Annotated in this window: 11 protein-coding genes; 3 read left to right on the top strand and 8 right to left on the bottom strand. The window is 47.3% G+C overall.

Annotated elements, in window-relative coordinates; all coding sequences use genetic code 11:
- Nucleotides 1–16: 16 nt before the first annotated feature.
- The 5 genes from BEL04_RS17735 to BEL04_RS17715 all read right to left on the bottom strand — a co-directional run bounded on the left by BEL04_RS17735 (nucleotide 17) and on the right by BEL04_RS17715 (nucleotide 4,579).
- Nucleotides 17–496 (bottom strand): hypothetical protein, encoded by a 480-nt coding sequence (locus BEL04_RS17735; protein WP_066006115.1) that lies wholly within the window; start codon nucleotides 494–496, stop codon nucleotides 17–19.
- Nucleotides 497–614: 118 nt separating this feature from the next.
- Nucleotides 615–1,364, bottom strand: a complete 750-nt coding sequence (locus BEL04_RS17730) for a LytTR family DNA-binding domain-containing protein (protein ID WP_066006114.1) — start codon at nucleotides 1,362–1,364, stop codon at nucleotides 615–617.
- Nucleotides 1,361–2,395, bottom strand: coding sequence for a sensor histidine kinase (locus tag BEL04_RS17725; RefSeq protein WP_066006258.1), 1,035 nt, complete (start codon nucleotides 2,393–2,395; stop codon nucleotides 1,361–1,363). The genes BEL04_RS17730 and BEL04_RS17725 overlap by 4 nt, the downstream gene beginning before the upstream one ends.
- 55 nt (nucleotides 2,396–2,450) lie before the next feature.
- Nucleotides 2,451–3,290, bottom strand: coding sequence for a LiaF domain-containing protein (locus tag BEL04_RS17720; RefSeq protein WP_066006113.1), 840 nt, complete (start codon nucleotides 3,288–3,290; stop codon nucleotides 2,451–2,453).
- Between the two features lie 845 nt (nucleotides 3,291–4,135).
- Entirely contained in the window at nucleotides 4,136–4,579 is a 444-nt protein-coding gene (locus BEL04_RS17715; RefSeq protein ID WP_066006112.1) for a LiaI-LiaF-like domain-containing protein, read from the bottom strand.
- Nucleotides 4,580–5,045: 466 nt separating this feature from the next.
- On the opposite strand from BEL04_RS17715, the gene BEL04_RS17710 reads away from it, so the two are divergent.
- Nucleotides 5,046–7,844 carry a M14 metallopeptidase family protein gene (locus BEL04_RS17710; RefSeq protein ID WP_066006111.1) on the top strand — a complete coding sequence of 933 codons (2,799 nt, stop codon included), beginning with the start codon at nucleotides 5,046–5,048 and terminating at the stop codon, nucleotides 7,842–7,844.
- 62 nt (nucleotides 7,845–7,906) lie between these two features.
- Nucleotides 7,907–8,875: a hypothetical protein gene (locus BEL04_RS17705; RefSeq protein WP_066006110.1), complete on the top strand. Its 969-nt coding sequence runs from the start codon at nucleotides 7,907–7,909 to the stop codon at nucleotides 8,873–8,875.
- Nucleotides 8,876–8,961: 86 nt separating this feature from the next.
- On the opposite strand, the gene BEL04_RS17700 is transcribed toward BEL04_RS17705, so the two are convergent.
- Together BEL04_RS17700 and BEL04_RS17695 are read right to left on the bottom strand one after the other, a co-directional pair.
- Nucleotides 8,962–9,291 (bottom strand): hypothetical protein, encoded by a 330-nt coding sequence (locus BEL04_RS17700; RefSeq protein ID WP_066006109.1) that lies wholly within the window; start codon nucleotides 9,289–9,291, stop codon nucleotides 8,962–8,964.
- A gap of 198 nt (nucleotides 9,292–9,489) precedes the next feature.
- Entirely contained in the window at nucleotides 9,490–10,719 is a 1,230-nt protein-coding gene (locus BEL04_RS17695; protein ID WP_066006108.1) for an NADP-dependent isocitrate dehydrogenase, read from the bottom strand.
- Nucleotides 10,720–10,866: 147 nt separating this feature from the next.
- On the opposite strand from BEL04_RS17695, the gene BEL04_RS17690 reads away from it, so the two are divergent.
- Nucleotides 10,867–11,292, top strand: a complete 426-nt coding sequence (locus BEL04_RS17690; protein WP_066006107.1) for a hypothetical protein — start codon at nucleotides 10,867–10,869, stop codon at nucleotides 11,290–11,292.
- Nucleotides 11,293–11,422: 130 nt separating this feature from the next.
- Here BEL04_RS17690 and BEL04_RS17685 read toward each other — a convergent pair whose 3' ends face one another.
- The gene (locus BEL04_RS17685; protein WP_066006106.1) at nucleotides 11,423–13,228 is read right to left on the bottom strand and encodes a DNA polymerase III subunit gamma/tau; all 1,806 of its coding nucleotides are present in this window, start codon (nucleotides 13,226–13,228) and stop codon (nucleotides 11,423–11,425) included.
- Between the last annotated feature and the right edge of the window lie 18 nt (nucleotides 13,229–13,246).

Raw genomic sequence — 13,246 nt, 5'->3', positions numbered from 1 at the left:
TCGTTTGATCGAAAGTTCAGTCATCATCAATACGTTTCCAGTCAATGGTATCTCGTTTTCCAAAATATTCACATATCTTTCCCGCTTCATACAGTTTAGGTTCGTTTTTGATGTTGATCGTGTTAAGATAATTCAGGTATTCTTGATGTAAGGTAAAATCCTTGCGTATGTGTTGGGCTGGTATTATCACGAACCAGCCCTCTTTAGCTTGCTGAAAGTTTACGACGGTCTTGATCCCATAAATCAAAATCATCTGGTGGATGATATTTATTTTCCTTACACCCGGTATCGAGGTCACGCTTACCGAATCGGGTATCATCTGCACAAACCAATCTTTACTGCCGTTCAGACAAAGTGCTTCATAAGGCTTAATTAACGGAAATCGCGAATCATCCCAGTCACCATGGTCAGTGTAATAAGGGTCGCCCTGCGGACTACAGTTGCTAACTGCAAATAAAAACAATATCAAACAAGGATACAGTATGTAGGTCTTCATAAGCTCTGCAAAAGATAAACATACGCACTTGACGGAATCAGGCTCAGTAATCGATGTTTCACAAATTTTGTATAGCGAAAAATAGGGCTGCTCACCGCTCTCTATTCACCACTCATCGTTATATCCCCAACACCGCTTTCAGCTTCACATATCCCGTCTTACTCACCGGTATCTTATCGCCCGATTTGAGGATAGCGATATGCGCGTCTTTTTCGTACGGGTCGATACGGGTGATCTGTTGTACGGCCAGGATATAGCTGCGGTGCACGCGCACAAACTGGCTGGAATCTAAAGTTTGCTCAAAGAAACCCATCGTTTTATTTTTCAGGAACGAGCCTTCGGCAGTGTGGATGCTCACATAGTCATCGTCGGCTTCGAGATAGATCACATCCTGCACCGGGATGATCTTTACTTTAGTACCTGTTTTTACCACGATGCGCTCGTGCTGCGACGGCGATGGTGGTATCACCGAATTGATGAGTTCTTCGGTATTCTTAGTTGCGACTGGCGCAGCGGTGGCCTGGTTTACATATTTTTCGACGGCTTTATGAAACCTGTCCTTACTGAAAGGTTTCAGCAGGTAATCAACCGCATGGGTTTCGAAAGCTTTGATCGCATACTCATCAAACGCTGTGGTGAAGATCACGGCCGGCTGGCTCTCCACCAGCTCGAGCATTTCAAAACCATTGATCTTGGGCATCTGCACATCCAGGAATACCAGGTCGGGCTGCAACTGGTTGATGGCCTTTACGCCTTCAAAACCATCACCGCATTCCTGCAGTACTTCAATCTGCGGAAAATCCTGCAAATACTCGCGTACCACCATGCGCGCCAGTGGCTCATCATCAATAATTAAAGCTTTCTTCATGCTTGGGGCACTTTGATTATAGTTGTAAAAATATTGTCTTCGGCAAAAGTCTCCACCAGGTCGTTACGGGCAAAAAGCAGGTATAAGCGCCGCTGCACCCCGCTCAGGCCAAAGCCTGTGCCCTTACGCGGCCGCGTAGTTTGCGCGTCGTAAGGGTTTTGCACCATCAAAACTAAGTAATTATCGTTAACCTCGGCACGTATGCTGATCACAACATTTTCAGTCGTGTCATACAATCCAAATTTAATAGCATTTTCCACAATAGGCTGCAGCAGCATGGGCGGTAATTTCATGCTTCCGCTTTTGGCATCGCAGCTGATCTCGGCCTCCAAACGGTGCCCGAAACGTACCTTTTCGATATCGAGGTACAGTTGCAGGTGTTGCAATTCTTCCGATAGCGGTACCGGCTCTTGGTCGTCTTTTTTCAATGTCCCCCGCAAAAAGTCGCTCAGCTGATGGATCATCTTGCGCGCTTCATCCGGCCGCAAACCGATCAATGCATTGATCGAGTTTAAACTATTAAACAAAAAATGCGGCTGCAGTTGCTGGCGCAGGTTATACAGTTCCGCCTCGCGGGCAAGCCGCTCGGCGTCGGCTTTACGCTGGTCGTTCTCTTTCTGATCGAGCTGGGTGTAATAAATTACACTAACCATGGCCATACAGCCAATGGCCAGAAAACCCACAAAAAAGCGAATGACGAGCGACTGTGAGAAGAAGGCTTTGTAAGCTTTATCATCGAGCAGGTAGGGCAGGCTCCAGCGAGATATCAAGATACACAGGCCCGACAGGGCGGCGCACCAAACCACCAGGTTGATATACCCTTTAGTGCCAGGCTGGTAATAGCGCAGGTTATTGTTGATAAGCCAGCAGGCGCCGATCAGTAAAATGGTATTGCAAAAACTATCAACCAGCGCGATATACCATTTAAAGCCGAAGCCATAAATGATATAAGCCTGCAGCCCCATCCAGATGAGGCAGCAGGCCGCCAGCGACCAGCCGATTTTTGTTGCAATTCCTTGATTTGTTGCCAAGTTAGTCCAGGTCTGTTTATAGTTTTGGTTTGATTTTTTCCCGTAGACCGGCAGCTTAATAGCTGCGTATCTCCACACCGGCGAAGATGGATGTACCTTTCAGCACCAGTATCTTGTCGCTGCCGTAATCGCTTTTTTGCAGGCGCTTGTCGTCAAACCCGGCAAAAAGCGATACCATATCCGAGGTAACGTGCCAGTGCGGCGGCACGATCAGCTTAATGCCGCCGAACACCTGTGTTACATCGATCACCACCCGGCCCGAAATATCCGCCGAAGTGAAATCCACATCGCAGCCGCCAAAAAAGTTGGTGATATCGCCGCCCTTAAAATCTTTCGAAAGCACTTTCTTTTTTACACCGCTGAAAACAGAGGTAGCATCAAGGTAATCGTCGCCGTAGAAGGTTTTATAATCGAAACCCTTTTCCTCTTTTGGGATATCTCCTTGTTCCTCACCTGGTTTTGGCCCGGCGTGGTTTCTCCAGTCCCATTGCCCTTTCCACTGTTCTTTCCATTGCTCTTTGTTCCAGCGGTCCCTGTTCCAGGGTTTATTACGGTTGATGATAAGCCGGATGCCTATCGCAATAATGATTATCGGAAATATGGCATCGTTAAAACTTGCCTTCGGAAAAATATCCTCCAGCAAATTCAGCCCGCCTATCACCACCAGTATCAGCCAGGCTATGTTCCTGAAATTATGCTTGGCGCCTATGTATAAACCGAAGATGATCAGGATCATCCAGCCGTCAAATATCCAGTATGGGAAAAGGATAATGTTTAATTTATGTACCAGGAAAACCATGCCCACCAAAAGCAATATCATGCCTGCAAGGGCTTTGTTTTTGCCGGGCTCCCTGTTCCTGTCTTTATTTTCTTTATTTTCTATATCGATGCTCATTTGTAAGGGGTATTATTAAATTATGTTATAAAACTAACATAACATTTGTAATAGGGCAAAGCAATTTTGGTAATCTGCTGTAATATTCGGTAAGCGTTGGCATTTTGTCGGTAAAAAAGTTTGGTTGGGATTACACCGGTTACTATTGAACACATGGGTATTTATGGGTATTTTTTCGATTCCGGAATTCGGATGTCCGACTTCGGGTTTTTTTTAAGAAGTCATGCTAACTTGCTTCAGCACCCCACCCGGGGAGGGGTATGCCAATCATTTTTTGACTTTTTAATTTTTCCTTTCGACTTTCTAAAGGGCGTTGCCTGCGGCCCGGGCTATCCCTGCCCGTCCGGCAGGCGGGCACTCATACTGCACAAGGCATTAGCCACGGCCTGCTCTCAGCCCATCACATGGCCGGTATCCCTGTCTGCCGACAGGCAGGCGTTGCTATCCCTAACGCGCGCTCCTGTAACACATAGGTATTCTTCGGTATTTCAAACAAAATCTCCGCTATCAATACCAATAAACCAATGAACTGATTAACCAATGAACCAAATAGGGGGGATATTGTACCAGCCTGCCGGCTGGCAGGAGAAATTTTCCAAGCATTTTGCCTTTTGGCTTTATGCTTTTAGCTTCCCTCTTTTTTGCAATAATTAGTGCTCTGATCATCTATAAATATAAGCAAAATCCGCCACATAATCAGTAGTCAGAGCATATTAAAAGTATCCAAAATCAACCAAATCAACTATTTACCAATGAACTAATGACTATGAACCAATGAACCAACAAAAAAGCCCGCCCCGGTTAAAAAACAGGGCGGGCCTACATATATGTTGAGGTGGTTATTGTTATAAGGTACCAGGGTCGGCTTTGTAATTGCTCTCCTGGGTCCATGCGTTGCGACGTTCCCAGCGCTCGCGTTTCCAGGCCATCCTTTGCTCCCAGCGCTCGCGGCACCAGCGGCTTTCTTTAAAGAAGATCATCCGCACGCCAATCGCGATCAGGATCAGCGGCCACAGCACGGCAACCTGTATGGCCGGCACGATCATGTTAGTTAAAAACACACTGCCAACCAGCACCATGTAAAACCAGCCCGGGTTGCGGAAGTTATGCCTTACGCCTGTCATCACACCGATGAAGATCAGCAGCATCGGCCAGCTGAACAACCAGGCAGGTACCAGGAAAATGTTAAACTGATCTAACAGGTAAGCGCTGCCTGCCACTAATAATATAATACCGGCAATCAGCCTGTTTTTGCGGTGCCTTTCGCGGCGTTCTATATTGTTATCCATTGTTTTATTTTAATTGTTGACCAAATGTACAGCGCTGTATCACGCCCGTCGATAGCAAACTGGCAAAGGCAGGCCAATACTCGGTGAGTAAGGTAAAATGGTCGGTAAAAATTTATCGCGGGATTACACCGATTGCTGGATGATTACACTGATGATTGCCTATACCGCAACCCGCGTTAGGGATGGCAGCGCCTGCCTGTCGGCAGACAGGGATACCGGTCGTGCGATGGATACGGGGGCTGGCAGTGGCTAATGCCTGAGGCGTATGAGCGTACAGCCCGCGCCGCAGGCAACGCCCAATTTATACAACTGCTCACGATTCACATCTCACTACTCACTTGCCATTGTTGGTGTTGTCACCAACAATCCTGGCCATCTATAACATTTCCTTTACATTCACAGCCATCAAGGGTATTTTTTGTACCTTACCGTCTGTTGTAATTTGCTCAACATTAAACTGACCTTCATGAAACGGAACCTTTACCTTGCACTGGTATTCTTCTTTTGCAGCATTGCATCTATTGCGCAAACCATCCCTTCGCCCAAGCAGCATTTCGGCTTTAATATTGGCGATGATTATCATCTGGCCAACTATACCCAAACCGAAGCTTACTTTAAAAAGCTCGCCGCGTCGCCACGGACAAAATATGTTGATATCGGCCTCACCGAAGAGGGCCGCCACCAGTTTATGCTGATCGTTTCCTCGCCCGAAAACATCAAAAAACTGGCTTTTTATAAAGATATATCGCAAAAACTGACGCGTGCCGAAAACCTTACCGACGCCGAAGCGCACAAGCTGGCCGGCATGGGCAAAGCCGTGGTTTGGATAGACGGCGGCCTGCACGCCAGCGAAACCGTGGGCGCCCACCAACTGATACAAACCGCTTACGATTTTGTGACCCGTACCGATGCCGAAACCATGAATATCCTCAACCACGATATCATCCTGTTTGTACATGCCAACCCCGACGGGCAGGAGCTGGTATCCAACTGGTACATGCACGAAAAAGATACCGCAAAACGCAACATGAACACCCCGCGTTTATGGGCAAAATACATCGGTCACGATAACAACCGCGATTTTTATATGATGAATATGAAAGAGAGCCAGAACATTACCCGCGAACAGTATCTCGACTGGCTGCCTCAGATCGTTTATAACCATCACCAGGCGGGCCCGGCAGGCTCGGTAGTGGCCGGCCCTCCGTTCCGCGATCCTTTTAACTACGTGTTCGACCCCTTGCTGGTTACCAGCCTCGATGCTGTAGGCTCGGCCATGAACAGCCGCCTCAATAAGGAAGGCAAGCCCGGCTATACCCAGCGCTCGGGCACCGAGTTTTCGACCTGGTGGAACGGCGGCTTGCGTACGGCCACTTATTTTCACAACATGGTAGGCTTGCTGACAGAGATCATCGGCAACCCTACGCCGATGAATATCCCGCTGGTACCCGAGCGTTTGATACCGAACAGCGCTACGCCCTTCCCGGTTACGCCGCAAAAATGGCATTTTAAACAATCTATCGATTACTCGGTATCACTCAACTACGCCGTGCTCAACTATGCCGCGCGCTATGGCGACGAGTTGCTGTACAATGCCTACCAGATGGGTAAAAATTCCATCCAACGCGGCAGCATGGATTACTGGACACTGTCGCCGAAACGCGTCGACCAGATCAATGCTGCCTATAAAGAATCGCTGGGCGCTGCCGATACCGCCAACCGCCGCGCCAACCGGGGCGGGGCAGTTACTATCGGCGGAGGTGCGGGCCGTGGCTTCGGCGGTGTTCCGCTCAAGTTTTATGATGCCGTTTTGAAAAACCCCGACCTGCGCGACCCGCGCGGTTACATCATCACGGCCGATCAACCCGATTTTGCTACGGCGGTCAGGTTTATCAATACCTGCATCCGTTCGGGTCTGATTGTTCAAAAAGCAACGTCGGCGTTTACCGTTGCCGGGATAGCGTACCCCGCAGGTTCGTATATCATCAAAACCAACCAGGCGTTCCGCCCCGAAGTGCTCGACAGGTTCGAACCACAGGACCATCCCAACGATTTTCTATATCCCGGCGGCCCGCCGATACGCCCGTACGACATGACCGGCTGGACACTGGCTTACCAGATGGGTGTTAAATTTGAGCGCATACTCGACGATTTTACCGGCCCCTTTGCACGTATCCCTTACGGGCAACTGCAGGCCATGCCTGCCGCACCGGCCCCGGTTATGGCGCAAAACGGCTATCTCATCAGCGGCCAGGCCAACAATACTTTTATCGCTGTGAACGATCTGTTCAAAGCAGGCGCCGAAATATCGCGCTTAACAGCGGCCGATCAGGGTATGCCGGCCGGTACTTTTTATGTAGCGTATTCGGATAAAGCAAAAGCCGTTTTGGCGCAGGACGCTGCGGCATTCGGCGTAAAAGCCATCGCGGCAGCGCAGAAACCTGCAGGTTTATTGCCCCTCTCGGCGGCTCGTATCGCCTTGTGGGATACCTATGGCGGTTCCATGCCATCGGGTTGGGTACGATGGTTGATGGAGCAATACCATTTCTCTTATAAACTGGTTTACCCGCAGGAACTGGATGCCGGCGACCTGAAAAGCAAATATGATGTGATCGTATTTGTCGGCGGTGCTATCCCTGGCGTTGAAAACGGCAGGCGGGGCGGTGGTTTTGGTGGCGGTGGCGCGGGCGGCGCAGGTGGCTTTGGCCGCCAGGGCGATATCCCGGCCGAGTTCAGTACCTGGACGGGCCGTATCACGGCCGATAAAACCATTCCTAAGCTAAAAGAATTTTTAGAGGCCGGTGGCAGTATTATTACCATAGGCAGCAGCGCCAACCTGGTTTACCAGCTTAATTTACCGGTACACAATGCACTGGTTGATAAGGTTGATGGCAAAGAGGTACCGTTTTCGGGCGATAAATTTTACGTGCCCGGCGCAGTGCTGCGCGTTTCGGTGGATAACACCCAGTCGGCAACCTGGGGCATGAATACCGAGGCCGATGTATTGTACGATAACAGCCCGGCCTTTAAGCTGGATGCCGATGCCGCATTGAAAGGTATCAAACCGTTAATGTGGTTCAGCACCGATAAGCCTTTGCGCAGCGGCTGGGCATTTGGCCAAAAATACCTGAAAGACGATGTAACTGCATTTTGGGCAACGATCGGTAAAGGCAACCTGTATGTTTTTGGTCCCGAGATCACCTTCCGCGGGCAGGCGCACGGCACTTTTAAATTGCTGTTTAATGAGCTTTACGAAAAACCGTAATGGTTTAGTTATGGAATATTCTGTTTTAATGCATCTTTGATTAACAACCAGCAAACAATGTTATGCTAAAATTAAAACTTGCATTATTAACTCTGCTCATTTTTTTGAGTGTATGTGTTAAAGCCACTACATGGGATGAGCCATGGCAGGATCAGGTCGTTAAAAAGTCCGAATATTTTGTTTTGGCAAAAGTACTTGGTTTCGATGCCAACAAAAATGTAACCATAAATATCCTGAAGCAATTCGGTGGCCAGCCGCTTTCCGGAAAGATCAGTATTACAAACTTTTACCTGCTGTCGCTTTGCAGCGAGTCGGCCGGCGAAGGACCTGAATTTCATTTCAAAGGGATAGACAGCTGCTATTTTTTCATTAAAAAGAACAGTAAAAACGAATATTGTATTGCTACGCCAACTACCGGCTTTGCTGCAAAAATCGACGGCCAGGTGTATGCTACCTACCGCCACAGTTATCATCAGGCTCTCATCGAACCGGACATCTATGAAAAAACAATGACTGCCATTTTTAACAATTACCACGGCCTTCCTTATGACAAAACTTATCTTAACACATTTATTAATAAATACCTGTCGATAAAACCAGCAGCATATAGTAATAGCGACGAAAAGCAGACAGCAGTATTCTTTAATCAGCACGTAGCTCTTGAAAGTATTTATCACCTTGGTTTAACCGGTTATTACGGTAAGATACTACCCTTTTTGGATGACGAGAAAAACTTTCACAGCCAGGTATCTGCTGCAAGGGCGCTAACAGCTTATAATACTGCCGAAAGCAAGAAAGTACTTTTGAGTAAGATCACCAAGAGCAGCACCGGTAATTTTGTAAAAGTTATATGCATCTGGACGCTTAAAACCTATCACCCGACCGAACTTAAACAACAACTGATCAATGCAGAACTTACGGCATCAAGCAAAGAAAATGGTTTTGGCGGAAATATTATGGATCCGCGGGTTTGCACTCAGTTCCCTACAGTTAAAAAAGCCCTTACTGAACTGGTCGCATCCATCAAATAAAATCAGGCGAAAATCTTGAATGTGTAAAGAAGATAAATAAGTGTTACTATCAATGAGGATTAACTATCCAATATTTCTTTAAATAGTTACATCTCTTCATTTTTGCTGATCACCCAGGCATCGTCCCTACTATCCCGAACGGCATAGTGCCCAACGGGCATGTCTGCCAGGTCGAGCAAGGTAGCGTCGCGCTCAAGCATCTGACCCAGGTCGATAACTCTGACTATCACTTTCTGATCATCAAAAACATCATCGCTTAAAAATTCCCAGCTGCCGTCATCCTCGTTATGGGTAACGTAAGTGATATCCTTGTTATCGTCTGTTACAAATTTGGTGGTTAGTACTGATGTGCTTAACGGTTCTTTAAACTTCTTTTCTGTCGTTTTCTTTGATTTGCTGAATGGCCAGAATCCCATAGCGTATAAGGTTTATATTACCAAGGTACTAAATTATCGTTAATCAAAATAAACATAGGGATCAGAAGTTGTTGGTGACAATACCAATAACAGTGGGAAACCTTGCCATACAATAGGGTAGTTCCACAAAAAAGCCCCATCCGTTTCCGGACAGGGCTTCAATATATTTCCACTCATTGCTGGCGTTGTCAACAACAATTACTTACCTAATTTCTTTTTCAGGTTTTCGTCGATGGCTTCCAAAAATTCTTCGGTATATAAATAATCGGTACCGTGCTCAACCTTTGGCTTGATGGTGATGGCCAGATCCTTAGTCATTTTGCCGCTTTCAACGGTTTCGATACAAACGGCCTCCAAAGCATGGCAAAAATCGATCAGTTCCTGGTTGCCATCCAATTTACCGCGGAACTCCAAACCACGTGTCCATGCAAAGATCGATGCGATCGGGTTGGTCGAAGTAGGGCGGCCGGCCTGGTGCTCGCGGTAGTGACGGGTTACGGTACCGTGTGCAGCTTCGGCCTCCATAACTGTGCCGTCGGGCGTAACCAGGGTCGAGGTCATTAAACCTAACGAACCAAAGCCTTGTGCTACGGTATCGCTCTGTACATCGCCGTCGTAGTTTTTACAGGCCCATACAAAGTTACCGTTCCATTTCAGGGCCGACGCAACCATGTCGTCAATCAGGCGGTGCTCGTAAATAATTCCGGCTTCTTTAAACTTAGCTTTATAATCGTTTTGGTAGATCTCTTCAAAGATATCTTTAAAACGGCCGTCGTATTTTTTCAGGATGGTGTTTTTGGTCGACAGGTACAAAGGCCAGCCTTTCATTAAAGCCTGGTTAAAGCAGGCGTGCGCAAAACCGCGGATAGATTCGTCGGTATTGTACATCGCTAAAGCTACACCATCGCCCTTAAAATTAAACACCTCGAACGATTGCCCTGCACTGCCATCCTCCGGGGTAAAGGTAATAGTTAATTTGCCTTTACCTTTAGTTACGAAATCGGTAGCACGGTACTGGTCGCCAAAAGCATGACGGCCGATGCAGATAGGCGCTGTCCAGTTTGGTACCAAACGGGGTACATTGCTCATTACAATTGGCTCGCGGAACACGGTACCGTCTAAAATATTACGGATGGTTCCGTTTGGCGATTTCCACATTTGTTTTAACCCAAACTCTTCAACGCGTTGTTCATCGGGTGTAATGGTTGCACATTTGATACCTACGCCGTATTGTTTAATGGCGTTAGCGGCATCAATAGTAACCTGGTCGTTGGTCTCATCGCGATATTCGATACCCAGGTCATAGTATTTAATGTCGAGGTCCAGATACGGGATGATCAGTTTGTCTTTAATAAACTTCCAGATGATGCGCGTCATTTCGTCGCCATCGAGCTCCACTACCGGGTTAGCTACTTTAATTTTTGACATATACAGGCTTGTTTTTATTTCAATTTTTAAAAGGCCAAATATATAAATTTTGGTATTAGTGCTTTTTAATTAATCACTCATTTTTTTGATGATCATCATGTTTTTGGCAGGATTTTTACGGTAACTTTAATATAAATACTAAAAGTTATGAGCAACATTAAACCAACACCAGGTTTTGATGATGAAAACCTGGACGATGAAGAAAATATTACCGATGATACCGGCAGTGCCGACGAACCCGAAAACCTGAACTACAACGCCGACGAGGACAGCTTCGAGATCGACGTAAAGAGCGACGACCCGGATTACGACCATCCTGACCCGTACAACACGGCTGTAAAAGATGGCGGCGACAGCATTTCAACCTACGATGAATCGAACCCGTTGGCTACGGATGAATATATCAAGGATGAATCGCTCGAAACCGATGTGGATCATTTAGGTATGCACATCAGCAATGGCGAGGATTTGGAGATGGACCCTATAGATGATATCCTGTCGCGCACGCCCGAAGACGACCGCGACGACCTGGATGAAGAAGGCTACCCGAAGAATGACCGGCCGATGAAGTAAAAAAACTGTCATCGAACAATAGTGAGAAATCTTCTACGGGAGCTATAGTACCTTCGAGCGGAAATGTATGAAGCAGAGGATTTCTCTCTCGTACCTTGTTCGAAATGACGTGGATTAATTAGAGAAGGCTTTACTCCACATCCAAATTAAACCGTTTACGTAATTCGGCCAACTGCGGGTTTTTAGCAGCCATGTGCTGGTATTTATCTGTTGATGAGTACAGCTTTTTCGTCATTACCACTTCTTCGATCCTGGTATTGATTTCGATATCGAAGTTTTTAAGCGAAGTGCGCAAAAAGTTAAGGATATAGGGTTTGTCTTCTTTAAACAGATTTTCGAGTACTTTGGTGCTGGCTATCACCTCAAATACATAAGGTTTGATCATAACCGGTGCAGCAGCGGTAAATATGCTCAGCAGGTTAAGCTTTCCTTCGGCTTTAACCTTATCTGCATATTGATGCCAGTATTTTAAAAAGTCGTCGTAAGTAAAATGTTCTTTGTCGGTGCCTTTTTCATAAGGGTCGTCCTCATCTTCGGCCTGCTCGGTTATTTTACCCATATCTTTTAATGAAGGTATGGTTAGCATCCCCATCGTGTTCAACTTGGGAATAGCAACTATGGGCTTGTCGGCAGCCGGTTGCTCTTTTTCGGGTATGGCTGCAGGTTCGGCGCCTTTTTGTGGCGGAATGGCGGCCTGCGCAGCCGTGTTAATTACAGGGGGCCGTACAGGCGTTTCTATGGGCTCTCCGGTATCCGGCGCGGGTTGAGTTATACCTGCCGACTCAGGTTTTTTTTTTACCTGCCCGTCGTCGGGCTGGTAGTTCAGGCTTGCTAAGTTAAGCGCCGCTTTGATATGGCATATCTTGAGCAGGGCTAGCTCCACCTGCAATCGCTGGTTTTTACTGAGCTTATAATTAAGGTCGCACTGGTTGGCGATATTCATGGCCGATAGCAGGAACGATACCGACGAGGCTTGGGCCTGCTCCAGGTATTTTTTGCGGATGCCCTCGCTCACTTCCAGCAATTTCAGTGTTTCTGCATCCTTACCTACCAGCAGGTTACGCAGGTGTTCGGTCAGTCCGCTGATAAAATGGCTGCCGTCAAACCCTTTGGATAATATCTCATCAAACAGTAACAACACCTTGGCTGTATCTTCGGCCAGCAGGTTATTGGTTACGTTAAAATAATAATCATAATCGAGAATGTTGAGGTTATCGATAACCGAGCGGTACGTTACGTTCCCGCCCGAAAAGTTGACGATCTGGTCGAACATACTCAGAGCATCGCGTAAACCGCCATCTGCCTTTTGGGCAATGATGTGCAAACCGTCGTCCTCGTATTTAATGTTTTCCCTTACGGCGATGGATGCCAGGTGCGCAGCCATATCCTCAACACGGATACGGTTAAAATCGAATATCTGGCAACGTGATAGGATAGTTGGCAGTATTTTATGCTTCTCGGTAGTAGCTAAGATGAATATGGCATACGATGGCGGTTCTTCCAGCGTTTTGAGGAATGCGTTGAACGCCGCCTGCGACAGCATGTGCACCTCATCGATGATGTATATTTTATACCGGCCCGTTTGCGGCGGTATGCGTACCTGTTCGATCAGGCTGCGGATATCCTCGACCGAATTATTTGATGCAGCATCGAGCTCATGTACCGTAAACGAGTTGCCCCTGGCAAACGACTGGCAGGCCTCGCACTCGCCGCAGGCCTCGCCGTTAGGCTGTAAGTTGGAGCAGTTGATGGTTTTTGCCAGGATACGCGCACAGGTAGTTTTACCTACGCCACGCGGCCCGCAGAATAAAAAAGCCTGTGCCAGCTGATTATTGCGGATAGCATTTTTTAACGTATTGGTGATATGTTGCTGGCCCACAACGGTATCAAAAGTAGCCGGGCGGTATTTACGGGCCGAAACAATAAAATTATCCATCGCAACTAAAGTATAAAT

Source organism: Mucilaginibacter sp. PPCGB 2223, assembly GCF_001705515.1.
Taxonomy (GTDB): domain Bacteria; phylum Bacteroidota; class Bacteroidia; order Sphingobacteriales; family Sphingobacteriaceae; genus Mucilaginibacter.
The sequence above is the reverse complement of the archived record's forward strand: the minus strand, read 5'-3'. Positions and strand labels throughout refer to the sequence as shown.

What these genes read in the sequence shown, in the direction of transcription:
- BEL04_RS17735 (WP_066006115.1), bottom strand. Translation starts at nt 496, where the DNA reads ATGAAGACCTACATACTGTATCCTTGTTTGATATTGTTTTTATTTGCA.
- BEL04_RS17730 (WP_066006114.1), bottom strand. Translation starts at nt 1,364, where the DNA reads ATGAAGAAAGCTTTAATTATTGATGATGAGCCACTGGCGCGCATGGTG.
- BEL04_RS17720 (WP_066006113.1), bottom strand. Translation starts at nt 3,290, where the DNA reads ATGAGCATCGATATAGAAAATAAAGAAAATAAAGACAGGAACAGGGAG.
- BEL04_RS17715 (WP_066006112.1), bottom strand. Translation starts at nt 4,579, where the DNA reads ATGGATAACAATATAGAACGCCGCGAAAGGCACCGCAAAAACAGGCTG.
- BEL04_RS17710 (WP_066006111.1), top strand. Translation starts at nt 5,046, where the DNA reads ATGAAACGGAACCTTTACCTTGCACTGGTATTCTTCTTTTGCAGCATT.
- BEL04_RS17705 (WP_066006110.1), top strand. Translation starts at nt 7,907, where the DNA reads ATGCTAAAATTAAAACTTGCATTATTAACTCTGCTCATTTTTTTGAGT.
- BEL04_RS17700 (WP_066006109.1), bottom strand. Translation starts at nt 9,291, where the DNA reads ATGGGATTCTGGCCATTCAGCAAATCAAAGAAAACGACAGAAAAGAAG.
- BEL04_RS17695 (WP_066006108.1), bottom strand. Translation starts at nt 10,719, where the DNA reads ATGTCAAAAATTAAAGTAGCTAACCCGGTAGTGGAGCTCGATGGCGAC.
- BEL04_RS17690 (WP_066006107.1), top strand. Translation starts at nt 10,867, where the DNA reads ATGAGCAACATTAAACCAACACCAGGTTTTGATGATGAAAACCTGGAC.
- BEL04_RS17685 (WP_066006106.1), bottom strand. Translation starts at nt 13,228, where the DNA reads ATGGATAATTTTATTGTTTCGGCCCGTAAATACCGCCCGGCTACTTTT.